Annotated in this window: 10 protein-coding genes and 3 pseudogenes; 7 read left to right on the top strand and 6 right to left on the bottom strand. The window is 38.1% G+C overall.

Going from position 1 to position 17,808, the window contains the following annotated elements; genetic code table 11:
- Positions 1 to 281 precede the first annotated feature (281 nt).
- From ACFIMP_RS07820 to ACFIMP_RS07800, 5 genes and pseudogenes are all read left to right on the top strand, one after another.
- A complete protein-coding gene (locus ACFIMP_RS07820) occupies positions 282 to 674 on the top strand; it encodes a Fur family transcriptional regulator (protein ID WP_375612302.1) in 393 nt (130 codons plus the stop codon).
- Between the two features lie 173 nt (positions 675 to 847).
- Positions 848 to 1,006: pseudogene (locus ACFIMP_RS07815) on the top strand (HlyD family secretion protein); the annotation flags it as partial.
- Positions 1,003 to 1,146: pseudogene (locus tag ACFIMP_RS07810) on the top strand (transcriptional repressor); the annotation flags it as partial. The pseudogenes ACFIMP_RS07815 and ACFIMP_RS07810, both read left to right, overlap by 4 nt.
- 173 nt (positions 1,147 to 1,319) lie before the next feature.
- Complete coding sequence (locus ACFIMP_RS07805; RefSeq protein ID WP_375613633.1) at positions 1,320 to 2,414, top strand: HlyD family secretion protein; 1,095 nt, start codon at positions 1,320 to 1,322, stop codon at positions 2,412 to 2,414.
- A 19-nt stretch (positions 2,415 to 2,433) separates the two neighbouring features.
- Positions 2,434 to 4,005 carry a DHA2 family efflux MFS transporter permease subunit gene (locus tag ACFIMP_RS07800; protein WP_375613634.1) on the top strand — a complete coding sequence of 524 codons (1,572 nt, stop codon included), beginning with the start codon at positions 2,434 to 2,436 and terminating at the stop codon, positions 4,003 to 4,005.
- Positions 4,006 to 5,091: 1,086 nt separating this feature from the next.
- Here ACFIMP_RS07800 and ACFIMP_RS07795 read toward each other — a convergent pair.
- The 3 genes from ACFIMP_RS07795 to trhO form a co-directional block, all read right to left on the bottom strand.
- Positions 5,092 to 5,676 carry a GNAT family N-acetyltransferase gene (locus tag ACFIMP_RS07795; protein ID WP_273791458.1) on the bottom strand — a complete coding sequence of 195 codons (585 nt, stop codon included), beginning with the start codon at positions 5,674 to 5,676 and terminating at the stop codon, positions 5,092 to 5,094.
- Positions 5,677 to 5,750: 74 nt separating this feature from the next.
- Positions 5,751 to 6,884 carry a type III PLP-dependent enzyme gene (locus ACFIMP_RS07790; RefSeq protein WP_375613635.1) on the bottom strand — a complete coding sequence of 378 codons (1,134 nt, stop codon included), beginning with the start codon at positions 6,882 to 6,884 and terminating at the stop codon, positions 5,751 to 5,753.
- A 1,682-nt stretch (positions 6,885 to 8,566) separates the two neighbouring features.
- Entirely contained in the window at positions 8,567 to 9,484 is a 918-nt protein-coding gene (trhO, locus tag ACFIMP_RS07785) for an oxygen-dependent tRNA uridine(34) hydroxylase TrhO (RefSeq protein WP_375613636.1), read from the bottom strand.
- 115 nt (positions 9,485 to 9,599) lie between these two features.
- Between trhO and ACFIMP_RS07780 the strand changes: the two genes are divergently transcribed.
- Positions 9,600 to 10,265 carry a bifunctional 4-hydroxy-2-oxoglutarate aldolase/2-dehydro-3-deoxy-phosphogluconate aldolase gene (locus ACFIMP_RS07780; RefSeq protein WP_375613637.1) on the top strand — a complete coding sequence of 222 codons (666 nt, stop codon included), beginning with the start codon at positions 9,600 to 9,602 and terminating at the stop codon, positions 10,263 to 10,265.
- Here ACFIMP_RS07780 and ACFIMP_RS07775 read toward each other — a convergent pair.
- Both ACFIMP_RS07775 and ACFIMP_RS07770 read right to left on the bottom strand, forming a co-directional pair.
- Positions 10,244 to 10,678 (bottom strand): annotated as a pseudogene (locus ACFIMP_RS07775) (ferredoxin reductase domain-containing protein); the annotation flags it as partial. The gene ACFIMP_RS07780 and the pseudogene ACFIMP_RS07775 overlap by 22 nt on opposite strands.
- Positions 10,679 to 10,712: 34 nt before the next feature.
- Complete coding sequence (locus ACFIMP_RS07770) at positions 10,713 to 11,540, bottom strand: ferredoxin--NADP reductase (RefSeq protein ID WP_375612296.1); 828 nt, start codon at positions 11,538 to 11,540, stop codon at positions 10,713 to 10,715.
- Positions 11,541 to 12,347: 807 nt separating this feature from the next.
- Between ACFIMP_RS07770 and alr the strand changes: the two genes are divergently transcribed.
- On the top strand, positions 12,348 to 13,463 hold the full coding sequence (gene alr / locus ACFIMP_RS07765) for an alanine racemase (protein ID WP_375651329.1): 1,116 nt from the start codon (positions 12,348 to 12,350) through the stop codon (positions 13,461 to 13,463).
- Positions 13,464 to 15,008: 1,545 nt separating this feature from the next.
- Here alr and gcvP read toward each other — a convergent pair.
- A complete protein-coding gene (gene gcvP, locus ACFIMP_RS07760) occupies positions 15,009 to 17,804 on the bottom strand; it encodes an aminomethyl-transferring glycine dehydrogenase (protein ID WP_375686217.1) in 2,796 nt (931 codons plus the stop codon).
- Positions 17,805 to 17,808 lie beyond the last annotated feature (4 nt).

Raw genomic sequence — 17,808 nt, 5'->3', positions numbered from 1 at the left:
TTTTTTTAAATAAAATAACCCAAACTTTACCAATAAAATATTGAACAAAAAATCCTATTTCAAGACATTATTGGAAAAATAAGAAGCGTATAAAAGTTTCTTGCTGGATAGCAGCGGCTTTCAGATTATAATACCCTCCCCTCACAACGGTTGCAACTTGTCTTACATATCGCAAGGATGTCATGTAAAAGGCTAAAGATAGAGTACATATTCTATAATCACCATTGCATAAATATCTTACACGCTTTATGCTTTTCCATGGGAGCAAAAGGAAGATGTCAATGTCATCTAAACTGACGCGTAACCAAACATTGGTTTTAAATACTTTAAAAAATGCAAAAGGGCCTTTAAGTGCTTATGCGATTCTCAATCACTTACGCGAAGAAGGTTTTCGCGCACCTCTCCAAGTTTATCGTGCGTTAGAAAAACTCGTACAGTTAAAGTGTATTCATCGTCTTGAAAGTGTAAATGCCTTTATGGTCTGTTTACACCCTGAAAACTGTCAACATGAACTTACAACGTTTATAATTTGCGAAAACTGTGGCACAGTCAACGAAATACAAAATCAAACGATTGTATCAAGTTTAAAACAGATGGTTCAAGCGGTTGACTTCCAAGCACACAAAAGCACCCTAGAAGTACGAGGTCTTTGTAAAAAATGCGCAATAAAATAAGACATCTAACTTGACAATAAGATCTCTAACTTGCAAGTTTATATATTTAGCATTATGTAGCAGGGATCGCCTTATTGTTGGAAAAGCTTTTATCGTCCGTGCATATATCACCCTACCCTAGAGTGAGAGGCTTATTGTACTCGTTAGAACATAAATATTGAAAGTATAAAATCATGTCCGTATCTGAGACCATTTTTTCAACAAAAAATCTCGATAAAATGAAACAAAAAAAAGTAATCAAGGTCCTTCTTATCGTCTTTGCGCTTTTTGTACTTTGGTTTAGCTATAAGTGGACGACGCAATGGTGTTGTATGCTGTCCACTGAAGATGCCTAAACTGTGGCACAGTCCACGAAATACAAAATCAAATGATTGTATCAAGTTTAAAACAGATGGTTCAAGCGGTTGACTTCCAAGCACACAAAAGCACCCTAGAAGTACGAGGTCTTTGTAAAAAATGCGCAATAAAATAAGACATCTAACTTGACAATAAGATCTCTAACTTGCAAGTTTATATATTTAGCATTATGTAGCAGGGATCGCCTTATTGTTGGAAAAGCTTTTATCGTCCGTGCATATATCACCCTACCCTAGAGTGAGAGGCTTATTGTACTCGTTAGAACATAAATATTGAAAGTATAAAATCATGTCCGTATCTGAGACCATTTTTTCAACAAAAAATCTCGATAAAACGAAACGAAAAAAAGTAATCAAGGCTCTTCTTATCGTCTTTGCGCTTTTTGTACTTTGGTTTAGCTATAAGTGGACGACGCAATGGCGTTATATGCTGTCCACTGAAGATGCCTATGTACAAGGAGATATAGCCGCTATTGCGACTAAATTAAATGGATATATTGAAAAAATTGCCATTAAAGCCAACCAAGTTGTAAAAAAGGACGATGTTTTATTTTACTTAGACAATGGTGATTATCAAATAGCCTTGGATCAAACAGAAGCGCATCTTGACACACAGAAAAAAACACTTCTACGCATTGATGCGCAAATCACAGCCGCTCGTAGTTCTTTAGATGATGCAAAAGCACAAAAAGCAGCCGCTTCAGCCATAGCAACCAATGCACAACTCACCTTAAAACGTGTAACAGAACTGAAAGCCAATCGTTATGCTCCTCAATCCAATGTTGATGATGCCAAATCCGCTTATGAACAAGCCATTGCGAATGTTAACAGAGCGGATGCAAAAATGGCTTCAGCACGTGCAAATATCCGAGTGCTAGAAGCGCAACGAAGTGAAACAGAAAGCGAAACAAAGAGTTTAGAGCTCTCGCGTAAAAAAGCACAACGTGATCTTGATTCGACCATTATACGAGCGCCATTTGATGGAGTTATAGGAAATTTAACAGCAAAAACGGGAGATTTTGTTGTAAATGGCCAACGTCTTGCGGCGTTAGTCCCCATACATGCACTTTATATTGAAGCAAACTATAAAGAAACACAGCTACAAGACATTCATACCGGACAAAAAGCTTATATTTCTGTTGATGCCTTCGAAAATGATGTTTTTACAGGAACAGTGCTTTCTATTTCGCCCGCAACAGGCGCTGTTTTTTCTCTTCTGCCTCCACAAAATGCTACCGGTAACTTTACAAAGATTGTCCAGCGCATTCCCGTACGTATTTCTATTCCAGAAGAAGTCTTAAAAACCGGACATATCCGAGCAGGAATGAGTGTTTCGGTGAAAATTGATACACGTACAAAGCCACAAGATAAAAGTCTCTTATAAAAAAGTAGAAGATCTTACTATGACATCTTCCATACCAGAGCTCATACAGTCTCAAGAACGCATAGGAATGCGCAAAATTGTAGTTTTTATAGCTATGTCTTTTGGCATGTTTATGGCAATCTTAGATATCCAAATCGTTTCCTCTTCTTTAGCTGAAATTCAAGCGGGTCTTACAGCAAGCTCTGAAGAAATTTCATGGGTTCAAACTTCCTATCTCATCGCTGAAGTCATCATGTTGCCGCTTTCTGGATTTTTAGGAAGATTGCTTTCAACACGTGTTTTCTTCACCATATCAGCGATCGGGTTTACGATTACTTCTGTTCTTTGTGCAACAGCAACATCTATTGGAGAGATGATTTTGTATCGCGCACTACAAGGTTTTATTGGTGGAGGAATTATCCCAAGCGTTTTTGTCGCCTCTTATGTTCTTTTTCCTCCTTCCAAACGCCCAATTGTTACCCCTATTGTTGGACTAGTAGCAACATTGGCCCCCACCATTGGTCCAACCGTGGGAGGCTATATTTGTCATCTCTCATCATGGCATTGGCTCTTTCTCATCAATGTACCCTGCGGGATTATCATCTCAATTCTCGCTTGGAAATTAATTGATTTTGATAAAGCTGATCCCTCTTTAATGAAGAAGTTTGATTGGTTAGGATTCATTTCTATGGCTACTTTCTTGGGAACTTTAGAGTATATTCTAGAAGAAGGAGCACGTCATGATTGGCTGAGTGATACGCTGATTCGGGATTTGTTCATTACCATGATTCTTGCTGCAGCCTTATTCTTCTGGCGTGCTTTTACAGTAAAAGAACCCATTGTAGATCTCTCTACTTTTTCTAATTTTAATTTTTCAGCTGCATCCATTTTTTCCTTTTCATTGGGAATAGGCCTTTATGGACTCACGTACCTTTATCCTGTCTATTTAAGCCAAATCCGCCACTTTGATGCTCTCATGATTGGAGAAACATTGTTTCTTTCAGGATTCGTCATGTTATTAACTGCCCCGCTTGCTGGATTTCTTTCAGCACGAATGGATGCACGTTTAATGATGGCAATAGGACTTTTTGGTTTTGCAATAGGTATTTGGATGGCGAGCTCTATCACAGATAACTGGGATTTTTGGCAGCTTTTTTGGCCGCAAGTTTTCCGTGGTGCTTCTGTAATGTTATGTATGGTTCCTATTAATAATATTGCCTTGGGAACACTCCCACCAGAACGGATGCAAAATGCTTCTGGACTCTTTAATCTCACCCGGAATCTAGGTGGGGCTGTAGGGCTTGCCATTATCAACACTCTCATAACAAAACGCACAGACTTCCATCATGAACGAATAGCCGAAACTCTTAACTACGCAAACAGACAAGCAACTGAAATGCTTTCAAATCTTACTGTATTATTCAAAACAGAAACCTTTGATTCCTATACTCTGGCTCTTTCTCAATTGTTTGGTATGGTACGCATACAAGCAACCATTATGGCTATTAGTGATATTTTCTTTATCATAACCATCATCTTTGGTGTTTTGACATTTATGACCATATTTCTCAAAAAAATACCACCTCTCATGGATTCACCACCAAATCACTAAGCTTAATTAAAATTGAGAAATATTTTTTATCCTTATCACTTTCCTCGTTTCCTATGCACTTTATCTTGTCTCAAGAGACAGTATAAATAAGCATATGATTCTAAATGATTCTTCTGATAAAAATTCTTTTAATGCGGGCTCTTTCCGCACTTAAAAACAACTTCTCGCATACAAAAATTGTTCTAGATGATAATAAACAAAGAGCTTATCTAAAGTGCTCCACACCATAAAGATAAAGCAGCCATTTCTATAAGATTTTTGATTTATCACCATAGGGCACAAAAGATTAAAAGATTCTTTGCCCTTTACTCTTTTGATTCTTACAAGAATATTCATAAAAGATTTATGATTCTTGTGATTTTTATTCACGCACATATTTCTCTTATAATGTGTAGGATAACGTTTTTTTTGATTCTGAATGCAAAATTTTACATGAGAAAATCATTTTGTATTTGATACTCTCATGCCAATTGCAAAACGATTTACCTTTATAGCAAAAAAGTAATGATATATTTTTTTCAAAAAAGCTGCTTTTAAACATGTAATTTTATTTTTTTTACACTCTTTAAAAAAAGCTGATACTTACAATTTTGATTCTACTGCTGCATATTTTTCTTTCTTAAGCCCCTTCTCTTTCAACAAGCGCTAAAATTGTATAAAATTTCTCAAAATATCTCTCTATTGAATCAATCAAAACCATTCCCTTGCACATAAAAAGCAAAGAAATAAAAACTGTTTAAGAAAAAAGTAAAACATCCAACCGTTTTGATGCAAGATTTATCAACGATATTGAAAACTGGAAAACTGTATGATGATAGCGACTTTAAAAGAACACAAGACAACTCAAAAATCCGGTTCCTTCAGTATTATAAAATAAGACACTATTTCAAAAAATGAGCTTAAAATATATTCTTACTCACTTAACTGAAATTATCAAAAATAAGAAACCAGCCCCATAAAGAAAAAGCCATATAATAAAATCGCAATACAACTCCCCAAAACTTTGTACCGCTAAATACCTTGGCACTGTCAAAACGGTATGCTCTTCTCAATGGCAGCTGCTGAAAAACGAAATAAACACTATCTTCAAGCGACTTTATGATGCTGAAAACGATTTGAAACTTCTCGTTCTCCACTAGGAACCAAAGTGCCATAACACCCAGAAAGATAATGTGGTATCAGTTCCAACGCTTGAAAGCGATGTTTTTCGTAAGGACCAGGCATTGCCAAATTTTCTGTTAAACTATTTGAAAAGCCAAAACGTTGATAAAATTCAAAATCCCCTACCAGCAAAATGGCGCCATATCCCAATTTTTTTGCTGTTTCAATTGCATGGCGGACTAAAATTGATCCTATTCCCATACCAGCACATTCAGACGCAACAGCCAAGGGGCCTAAAAGTAAAGCATGTTGTGTTTCATTTTTTTCTTTAGAAAAAGAAACATGCCAAAGACGGACACTTCCCACAAGCTCTCCAAGCACATTTTTAACCACAAAAGAGAGCCCTTGAGCAGCCAAACGACCACGACGTAAAACCTCTGATGATTTACGTTTACGTCCATACCCCATCATTGAATCAAGCAAATTTTCTCGATAAGGCTTATCGGCTTCTTGCTCCAATAAAAGTGTAAAACATGCCCCATCTTTTGTTTGAAAATTAATCATGTTCATCTCTATAACCGCCCTCTTACAGCGCCATGACGAGCATAGCAAAAAATCTAAAAAACTATAGTTAAAAGGAAATGTCAGATCACATATGATCGTAAAGGCTCAAAACCATTAAAAGCAACCGATGCGTAAGTTGTTGTGTAAGCACCCGTTCCATGAATCAATATTTCATCTCCTATCGTTAGGGATAGAGGAAGCGGATAAGGTGTTTTTTCATAGAGAACATCTGCCGAATCGCATGTCGGTCCAGCCAAAATACAAGGCTCCATCACCTTATCATCATGAGGTGTCTCAATAGGATAACGAATGGCTTCATCCATAGTCTCAGCAAGACCATTAAATTTCCCAATATCAAGATAAACCCATCGTACATTATCGTTATCAGCTTTTTTAGATATTAGAACAACTTCTGTACGAATAACACCAGCATTGCCAACCATCGCACGTCCTGGCTCAATAATCGTCTCAGGGATACGATTACCAAAATGCTTTTTCAATGAATCAAAAACTGCTGTACCATAAGCTTGTTCTGTAGGGACATCTTTCAAATAACGCGTTGGAAAACCGCCCCCCATATTCACCAACCTTAGTGAAATGCCTTCTTGTTCCAAACGCTTAAAAACTGTAGAAGCATCCGATAAAGCACGATCCCACGCACTCAAATCAACCTGCTGAGATCCAACATGAAAAGAAACACCATAGGCTTGCAAACCCAATTGGTGTGCCCGTCTTAGAACATCAACCGCCATATCTGGAACACAACCAAATTTGCGTGACAATGGCCACTCTGCACCTTTGCCATCGGTAAGAACACGGCAAAAAACACGTACTCCTGGAGCAACACGCGCAATTTTTTCCACTTCTTCAACACAATCAACAGCATAAAGTGAAACTCCCAATGCATATGCTCGTGCAATATCACGCTCTTTTTTAATCGTATTTCCAAAAGAAATACGCTCTGACGTTGCTCCTGCTTTTAAAGCCATTTCAATTTCTGCAACAGAAGCCGCATCAAAAGAAGATCCTAAAGAACTTAGCAAACGCAAGATTTCAGGAGCTGGATTTGCCTTTATTGCGTAAAAAATACGAGACTGCGGCAGAGCTTTTTCAAAATTTAAATAGTTATCACGAACAACATCAAGGTCAACAATTAAGCATGGACCTTCAGAACGATGTGTTGCAAGAAAATCGCGAATACGTTGCGTTGCCATCTGCAATTCTCCTTGAGGGAACGCTCCCCCACTCTATGCTTAGACAGCCAAAGCTGCCAAAAGCTAAAGGACAAAAAACACACAACAACCATCCCCATTCTGATTACAAAAAACCAGAAATTAGCATTGCATGCTGCGAAAGAACAGCGCGAAACCGCGTTATTCTATTTTATCTGCCTTTTTGATTGGAGTTGAGAAAACCACTTCCGCACTGAAGGCAATGAGGTGTGCCTCTATAGTTATCCCAGCATTTAAAAGCTGGAAGACACCAGAAAGGCCCGCACCGTCGTTGCTTCAAGATGTCCTCATTCTTGCAATTGGCTGTAAGAATGACTGGAGCGGTTAGTTCCAGGTACCGTACCGGTTAATCTCACCATTTGAGAACCAGCGGACACCCACAGGCACGTGCGACTTTGGGCAAGGCATCCTATAAAACGAATTCTTTCTCATTTCAATCATTTTTTTAATTTTAAACATTTTTTAATTCTTAAAGATAAAATGATGCGAAAAAACAACACTCTCCCCCAGACAAAGCCATCCATCCGCTTTCATGAGATCACACCCTTACATTATCCGTACAACATAAATCACTGTCTTGCGTTTAAAGCCCCTCGTTTCTTTACCCTATTCTATCTCCTAATATCTGCAGCAGAAAATAACGCAAATAAATTACTCAAAACATTAATTTATAATGATAATTTATTATTGTACCCTTAAACAAAAATCCCATTATAAAATCCTCTTATTTCAACCCTCTTACAATGAATCAATTAAAATCATTCTTTTGCGCATCACAAATAAAAAACAATTGAAAAAAGGAGTACCTCTTATATATCCTCTCAAATGCAAAGATGACCAACATTGAAGACTGAGGATAGTAACGACTGAAGCACCATAGTCTTTAAAGATAACGTGTCCTTCCCCCAACAAAACACCATTATCTTTCTCATTTACATCCTAAAAAACATCCCTACTTCCACATTCATTTCACAGCATCGCTTAAGCAAAATATCATGAAGAATTCCGCGTATAATATAGCTTGTATGATATAGATCAACTACATCTCACCCTCTTTATACTTATGAAATTAAAAACAAACGCTCCCATTCTATCTGCCAACTCCCAATATTGCAGAAACTCCTACATTGAAATGTTTCATAACACCTTATCTAAAATGATTTTTGTCCACACGTTGCTCCCATTTGCAACGTACAAGTGAATGAATTTTACGCGATTCGTTCTCATCTAATCTGAAAGCAACAAAGTTCACAATATTGAACTCTTTTATTCAAATGAATAATAAATTATCATTATAAATTAATGTATTATATTAAATTCTGAAATCATAAACTCCTATTATCATTTTATTTTTCCACCTAGCATCTGCTTTTTAATCACATCTTATTCATACGCTTTTCTCTTAAACTATAATCTCCCTCCTCTGCGCTGTTGGTGAACGGCTTTTCTATTTTAAAATGAAAAGTATTTGAAAACTCAATCCTATAAGTCAAGGAGAGCGAACAATCTATAATGATTATTTATAAGTCAAATAATTTAATATAAACAAAAAGACCGAATAATATCCGGTCTTATGAAATATTTTTCTACTAATATTAAAAAACTCTTCTCTCTTAAATTTAAGAGAAAAACGCTACAATTTAAAGCCCTACACTGCGATATCCTTATGTCCCTTGATGAGAATCAATTGCACGCAACTTCAACAATTGAAATTGCCTATGGCGCTCACGAAAGCGCTCTCTATCGGCTTCACTACGCGTGTTATAACAAGCATCACAGGAAACACCTTCCTCATAATGAGGCGATAATTTGCTTTCAGCATTAAGAGGAGAACGACACGCGCGACATAATTCGCGTCCACATTCTTCAAGACCATGTTGAACAGAAACACGCTCATCAAAAACAAAACACTCACCCCACCATAAACTTTTCTCTTTTGGAATTTTTTCTAAATATTTTAGAATACCTCCTTTTAGATGGTAGACTTGCTCATAACCAAGATCACGAACATAAGCTGTTGATTTTTCACACCGAATACCACCTGTACAAAACATGGCAATTTTCTTTTTTTTCTTTAACTCAGCCTCATGTTTACGCACCCATTCAGGAAATTCGCGAAATGTTTTAATCTGCGGATCAATCGCTCCTTGAAAACTCCCTATTGCATATTCATAGTCATTCCGTGTATCGATTAAAATTGTCTCTTCATCTTGAATAAGAGCATTCCAATCTTCAGGATCGACATAAGTACCAACAACTTTTAGCGGATCAACCCCTTCAACCCCCATCGTCACAATCTCTTTTTTCAACCGCACTTTCATGCGATGAAAAGGCATTTTTGATGCCCATGAATATTTAATCTCCGGCGTTTGAAACGCTGGCTCAGCCGTAATAAAATCCACCAATGCCTCAATCGCATCACAAGAACCAGCAACTGTTCCATTAATGCCCTCTTGTGCTAAAAGCAGAGTGCCTTTGATATCCTTTGCTTGACATAAATCCTGCAAAGGTTTTTGTAATTGATGATAATGCTTCAAATCTGCAAAGCAATAAAGTGCAGCAACTTTAAAATTCTTTTCCATGTGTTTTGCCATAACGCGCGTTTCATTCAATTTCAAGATTTATTCATGTACTCTTTAACATATTGTGCTTAATCAAACGATACAAATAATATCATCTCCAAGAAGAAAAAATATCATGTGCCAAAAAAGAGAAAAGCTTTTATTATATCTCCAAGGACAAACTGTTATACCTGTTTTACTCATTGACAATCTACAAAGTGCTGTACCCTTAACACGCGCTCTTGTCAAAGGTGGATTAAAAACAATTGAGATCACCTTGCGAACACCAAATGCCCTCAAAGCAATTCAGAAAATTACACAAGAAGTCCCTGAAGCAATTGTTGGAGCCGGCACAATTCTCAACACAACACATTACGAAAAAGCCGAACAAGCTGGAGCCAAGTTTATTGTAAGCCCCGGATTATCCAATGAACTAATCAATTGTGCAAAAAATAGTGAAATTCCCCTTCTTCCCGGTGCAATGACCCCAAGTGAACTCATGCAAGCATTAAACAAAGGCTATTCATATCTTAAATTTTTCCCTGCTGAAGCTGCTGGGGGTATTTCCTTCATCGAAGCTTTAGCATCTCCCTTCTCTGATATCCGGTTTTGCCCAACAGGCGGTATTACACAAAAAAGTGCACCACAATGGCTCCAACTGCCCAATGTCTTCTGCGTTGGAGGTTCTTGGATAGCGCCCCAAAAACTCATTGCAATAAGTGATTGGGATTCGATTACTGCATTAGCATATACCGCATCACAACTTCCCTCTCCCTCGAAAAAAGCTCTTTCTACAATATAATGTAATGTGCAAGAATATCAGCCCCTTCAACAAGACCAAAGCTTTCACACATCCTTGCGCAATCTTTTAACATCGTCATAAAACCATAAATCATCACCCGATCTTCATTAGGATGAATTTTGCGAGTTCTATTGTTTCAAAGCCGCTTGTTTCAAAAAAGCACCCACTCTCCATAACAGTCGTAATACGCCCCATATGCTCAGAAAGCTCACGAGTGGTCATAGGATAAAATTTCAGCTGTTGTGCATATGCCCCACAATGAGTGGATCTTGTTGCAAAGAGGAAACGAGATCTTTTACATAAATTAACTCATTCTTTTCGCGCGTTATTTTAATAAGAACAACTTCTGAAAATTTTTCATAAATGTCAGGCTCACAAATAAAGCTTACAAAAAGAAAAAAAACCGTACCGGTTTGAAAGAAGATAAAGCATCAACTTTCCCACTCATTACTCCACAAAAGCGCGCTCTACAACATAAGTAGCAGGAGCATTATTGGCCCCTTCAACAAGACCAAAGCTTTCACACATCCTTGCGCAATCTTTTAACATAGCCATGGAACCACAAATCATCACCCGATCCTCATCAGGATGAATCTTAGGAAGGCCTGTTGTTTCAAAAAAGTCCCCACTTTCCATCACAGTTGTAATACGACCCATATGCTCAGAAGCTTCACGAGTAGTCATAGGATAAAATCTCAACTGTTGTGCATACTCTCCAATGAGTGGATCTTGTTGCAAAGAGGAAACAAGATCTTTTGCATAAATTAACTCATTTTTTTCGCGCGTTGTTTGAATAAGGACAACTTCTGCAAATTTTTCATAAGTTTCAGGATCACGAATAAGGCTTGCAAAAGGAGCAATTCCCGTCCCAGTTGAAAGAAGATAAAGACGTTTTCCAGGAATAAGAGCATCAAGAACCAGCGTTCCTGTAGATTTTTTACGCATGAGAACTGTATCACCAATTTTAATTTTTTGGAGATGCTCGGTTAAAGGTCCCCCTGGAACTTTTATCGAAAAAAACTCAAGCTGTTCATCCCAAAAGGGGCTTGCAATCGAATAAGCGCGATAAATCGGCTTTTCTGCATTTGGCAAACCGATCATAACAAACTCACCCGAACGAAAACGAAAACTTTCCGGACGATTCAGACGGAATTTAAATAACCGATCTGTGTAGTGACAAACCTCTTGGACAGTAAGGGCGAACACATTCTCAGGAATCGGAAAATTTGCAACGCTGCTGATGCTTGACGGAACATTGGTAGCAGACGTATTCATACTCTTCCCTATATTTTATTGAACGTTAAATTTCGAATCCTTGACGTGATATAGTACTTGCACAACCATCTGCCAACAATTTTCTTAAAACAAAAGCCTCAAGGTTAACACTTTTATGTCAAAATTAAATAAATGAATCTAGCGCGCTCTATCAGCGATAAAATTGATTTCACTTAAAACCAATCAAAGACTAGAAAGTAAATATTGGATACCCAATCCATCTTGAAAATAAATAATATCCAAATCAACGGGTTTTCTAAGTCAACAGTTTTAATGTATCAGAAAGTGTTTACACACTGTTTTCCATTTAACAAAAATAATTTTAAGTGCATGAGACGACATCCAAAATTGCACAGATGAGTGATCTTCCCCCTCATGGTAGAAAACTTGTAATACATTGACTTAACGTGGTTAATTTAATCATTTTACCTTCTCTAAATAAGAAGCCAATGCAATATTTAATCACAACAATCACACCAGCAATAATAGTCTAACATTGCACTCTTCAAAATGATACAATACAATAAACTATGTTTATTTTTTTATATGCCTAAACGAGGGAAAATAAGTAAAAAAGTCTATGTTTTACAAATCATTAGAAGATACCATGTTGATAACAACACAAATAAAACTAAACTATCTCTTATATCTAGAGTACCATTTTACATAAAAAACGACTTTAATGGCAGCATAGGCTTCTTAATGATTTTGACCATAGCAAATAGTGTCTTTCCCCTATATCGTAAAGAACCTCAATGAAACAACCAAAAAAACTCCGTATTTCACGAACACAGATAAGCTTTTAAAATGAACAAATCCGTTAATGATGAAATAGATACATCACTCTATACAGCTGTAGCAACCATCGATGTCAGTGCCATTGTTGCCAATTATATTACTTTAGCCAAACGTGTAGCTCCAACACAATGTTCAGCAGTTGTAAAGGCAAACGCCTATGGATTAGGAGCTCACAAAATTGCTCCTGCCCTTTATCAAGCTGGTTGTCGCACTTTTTTTGTCGCCCAAATCAGAGAAGCACTCCAATTAAAAAGCATTTTACCATCAAATGTCACAATTGCCATTCTGAATGGACTTCCACACTTAGCAGAAGAGTTTGTCGCACAATCTGGTATTGTTCCTGTTCTAAACTCTTGGAATGCCATTGAAAATTGGCAAAAAATTTGTCAAAAAAAAGATAAAAAATTTCCAGCAATTGTTCAAATCGATACCCATATGAACCGATTAGGACTGGATCAAAAAGAATTACAAAAACTCATCAAACACCCTACAATTTTCGAAAAAGCAGAAATAAAATATATTCTTAGTCATCTTTCTAACGGAGAAGATGATACCCACCCATCAAATTATGCCCAATTGACTTCTTTCAAAACGATCCTTGCGCAATTGCCTGCTTGCAAAGTTTCCTTTGCCAATTCTGGAGGTATCTTTCTAGGATCAGATTTTTATTTTGATCTTGTTCGTCCAGGCATTGCACTTTACGGAGTTGATCCGCGGGGAAAACACCCATCACCTTTGAAACCTGTTTTAAAACTTGAAGCCCAAGTCATTCAAAGCCGCGTTGTTGATATAGGAGCACCTGTTGGTTATGCAGAAAGCTTTATAACCAACAGACCAAGCACTCTTGCAACCATTTCTATAGGCTACGCAGACGGCTGGCTCCGTACTCTTTCGAATAAAGGAACTGTTTATTTCAACGGGCACAAACTTCCCATGGTTGGGCGGGTTTCTATGGATTCCATTATTGTAGATACGACCGATCTTGAACAAAAACCTCAAACTGGTGACTGGGTAGAACTCATTGGTCCCCATCAAACACTTGAAAAAGTATCTATAGATGCCGATACCCTTCCCAATGAAATTCTAACATCTCTTGGCTCCCGCTATAAATACATTTACACATAAAAACTCTTTAAAAAAATAAATTGATAAAAATCATCATTTTAGAAAATTGAGGGGCTTTTACAAAAGATTTTACAACAATCAACCACATAGAATGGTCATAGATACCGTACATTCACAGAAATCTCAAAACAGACAAGTTGATGGACTGTTTTATGGAAGTAGCTTTCATCTAAAATACAAAAACTTAGCCTTTCCCCATAAATTAACAAAAAAGAATCTACTACAAAGTTTTTAAAATTAATTTCCCAATTAAAATCATTCGCTTGCATACCACAACCTAGACTATGTGTAGATAAAAATGATTTAAGAAAAGAATAATGCTTCTAATGAACCGCCTCAAATACCAAAGGCTGTAAGCAGCACCCACGAACTGGCAAAGTGTATGATAGTGCCAACTTCCTTCTTCATAGAGCATAAAGATTGGGGAGCTCTCAATAGATTTATCGTTGTACCATTCACAAGCGCCGTCGCGAAATGGGATTGGGAGCGAAATGTCTCTTTAAAACAAACACGTGAATTAACAACACAAGAATATTCTTTTTGGAGCGTTCTGTTTCACATGAGGGTCGTGCCCCCACTAAAAAACACAATAAATAAAAATATGGAGCAATGTGTAATCCCCATTATTTAAAAAACATTGCTTTAAATGCTTTTGAAAGCCATAAAGCTGAATTAAAAGGAGATGTCAAACTGAGGATTGAGTTTTACCTTTACGGCTTTACATTTTCCCAAAATGAGATTGTCTTCCAGTTTCAAAGGTTACGTCAACAGAAATACGCAATCCCCTCGCCCTCATCTGACAGACAAAAGCTGGAACGACTCATAAAGCTCTTTTTTTCTCAATCTCTGACTCAAAACATGTGGCTGCATTAAGTTTGGATGTTGATTTACAGGCAACAGCTAAAGCACACGGGCTCTTAGGAAAACAGTGCCGTAAAGTTACAAACTGACCTGCAATGAAGTGGAAAGATGTGCTGGCTTTTTATAAGACACCTTGTAAAAAACACCCATAATACATTTGACTTTGCGTTTTCTCATTCTAACAGGTGTTTTTACATATTTTTGCGTCATATTTACAAAAAGCAGATTAAAGAGAAATATTTAGACAATTCTTGACTCGAAAAGATGCAACAACAGAGTTTCGCGTGTCTTTATCATCAAAAACACTAAATTTGATTTTATTCTTTCTACAACCGGTCGTTGTCACCCTAGTGAGAAGGAGTATATCACAACACATGCAACAGACGTGACCTATCCCCCGTAGGTTTCGCTCTCGTTTACATGAATTAGCTGGCTAGACCAATGCCGCCTAGTCACTAAAACCATGTCATACGGTAGAAAGCAAAGGAGAGCATGCCTATTGCCGACAAAATACAGCTTTTTGTCGACTTTTTCGATTTTGCTCATGTTATAAAAAACAATGCAAAATTCTAGAAAATAGACAAATAATTCCATAGTAACATGATCAACAAGTACAAAACCCACACAAAATGTGTGGGCTTTTTTCGTTCATGCAAATAAACAAATTAAATATATATTTGTTATTTAATAGGTATTTCCCAATGGTGGACACGAACAAATGAGCATTCTGTCTCCCGCAACATTATCAATACGCGATACAGGAGGCCAATATTTATTGGCTGGATCAAGAGAACTGTTGGGAAAAGCAGCTTCTTGTCGCGAATAGGGTCGTACCCAAGCATCATCTAAAGTATCAGCCACTGTATGAGGGGCATTCACCAATGGATTATTGTCTTTTGGCCAAACCCCATTCCCAACTTTTTTCGCTTCTTCAGCAATAGAGAGTAAAGCATCACAAAAACGATCAATCTCTGCTTTTGGTTCTGATTCCGTTGGCTCAATCATTAAAGTTCCCGGAACAGGGAACGACATCGTAGGCGCATGGAATCCATAATCAATGAGACGTTTTGCAATATCATCAACACTCACCCCATACTGCTCTTTCAACACGCGTGTATCCACAATACATTCGTGAGCAACACGTCCATGCTTGCCCCGATAAAGAATGGAATAAGCAGCTGAAAGACGTGCAGCAATATAATTGGCATTTAAAATGGCTATTTGTGTTGCATATTTTAAGCCATCAGCCCCCATCATTCGAATATACATCCATGTAATTGCAAGAATAGACGCACTTCCATAAGGAGCAGCAGAAACCGCATGTGTTGTCCCATCCTGTTCATGACCTGGTAAGAATGGTTTGAGATGCACTGCAACTCCAATTGGTCCCATACCAGGACCACCACCACCATGAGGAATAGCAAATGTTTTATGAAGATTCATATGACAAACATCAGCGCCAATATCCGCAGGACGAGCAAGCCCCACAAGGGCATTGAGATTAGCACCATCAAAATAAACTTGTCCGCCATTTTCATGAATAATAGAACAAATTTCCTTAATGCTTTCCTCGTAAACACCATGGGTTGAAGGATAAGTAATCATAAGAGCAGCCAATTTATCTTTATGCAATTGCGCTTTCATCTTGAGATCGTCTACATCAACATCACCATCGCTTAAACATTTTACCACAACGACTTCCATCCCTGCCATATGAGCCGAAGCTGGATTGGTACCATGCGCAGATGCAGGAATAAGACAAACTGTACGTTGATGTTCTCCTCGTGATTGGTAATATCGTCGGATAGCCAAAAGCCCAGCATATTCACCTTGAGCACCAGAATTTGGCTGAAAAGAAACTTGCGCAAATCCTGTAATTTCACACAACCACGCATTTAACTGGTTGATCATCTCCAAATAACCCGCTGCATCCTCTTGTGAAACAAAGGGGTGTATATTGGCCATGCTCGCCCAGCTCACAGGCATCAATTCAGCAGCTGCATTAAGCTTCATTGTACAAGAACCAAGAGGGATCATAGCGCGATCCAGCGCCAAATCCTTATCCGCTAAACGACGCAAAAAGCGCATCATATCTGTCTCTGAATGAACAGCATGAAAAAAAGGCTGAGAAAGAAAAGCAGCATCCCGTTTTTTTCCAAAGAGTCGTGGAGAAACCTTATCAACGAGTTGTGCCCCCAAAAGCTGCGCTAAAGCACCAGCATCTTCTTCTGTTGATAATTCATCAAAATTGATTGCAATAGTGTCATCATCGAGAACACGAATAAGGCGCCCACCTATTTTGGCTTGATGCGCAATTTCTCGCGCTTTTCCCTTAACAGAAATACTCACACAATCAAAAAAGCTTTTCCCTTCAACATGAACCCCTGCGGCTTCTAAACCAGCAACAAAACGACATGTTAAATGATGAATCCGCTGCGCAATTTCTTGTAAGCCTTTTGGCCCATGCCAAACAGCATAAGCGGTTGCCATATTAGCCAACAAAGCCTGCGCTGTACAAATATTTGACGTCGCTTTATCGCGCCGAATATGTTGTTCACGTGTTTGCAAAGCTAAACGAAAACCAACGCGTCCTTTGGTATCCACAGATTGACCAACAATACGCCCTGGAATAAGACGCGTTAACGCATCACTCACGGCAAGGTAACCAGCATGTGGACCACCAAATCCCATCGGAACGCCATAACGCTGCATAGTGCCAACAACGATATCTGCCCCCCATTGAGCAGGTGGCTCCTGAAGAGTAAGCGCTAAAGGATCAGCTACAACGATAACTAAAGCTCCCTTTTCCTTTGCCTCTTTTATGATCTCACTGTAATCATGAAAAGAGCCTTTTGTATCTGGCCAAGACAAAACAATTGCCGCTGTATCAGGATCAATTTCGCCATTTTGGCTAATCTGAATCCCTTGTGTTTCAGCACGCGTTTGCGCAACACTCAAAGTCTGAGGATGTAAAAGACTCAGAAGAGAAATTTTTGTTTTTTTCTCACGGAAAAAGCGAACAGCAAGGGCATTGGCTTCAGCTAAAGCAGTTGCTTCATCAAGAAGGGAAGCAGCAGAAACAGGCAAACCTGTTAGTTCACTAACCAATGTCTGAAAATAAAATAAAAGCTCTAAACGACCTTGGCTAATTTCTGCTTGATAAGGCGTATAAGCAGTATACCAAGCAGGATTTTCAAACAGATTTCGTAAAATAACCGGAGGCACATAAGTTCCATGATATCCTTGCCCAATAAAACTTTTGTGCACATGGTTACGCTCCATCATCTTGGAGAGTTCTTCCAAGGCTTGTCCTTCACTAGCAGCCTCAGGAAGATTCAGTGAACGTCCCAAATGGATAGAGTGTGGAACAGCTTGAGAAATAAGTGTCTCAACACAATCAAGCTCTAAAACATCAAGCATTTTTTGTGTTTCATCAGGACGCAGCCCAATATGTCGAGAAGAAAAAGAACGCTCGATCATGGTA

Source organism: Bartonella sp. AP65SXKL, assembly GCF_042195725.1.
Classification (GTDB): Bacteria; Pseudomonadota; Alphaproteobacteria; order Rhizobiales; family Rhizobiaceae; genus Bartonella.
The sequence above is the reverse complement of the archived record's forward strand: the minus strand, read 5'-3'. Positions and strand labels throughout refer to the sequence as shown.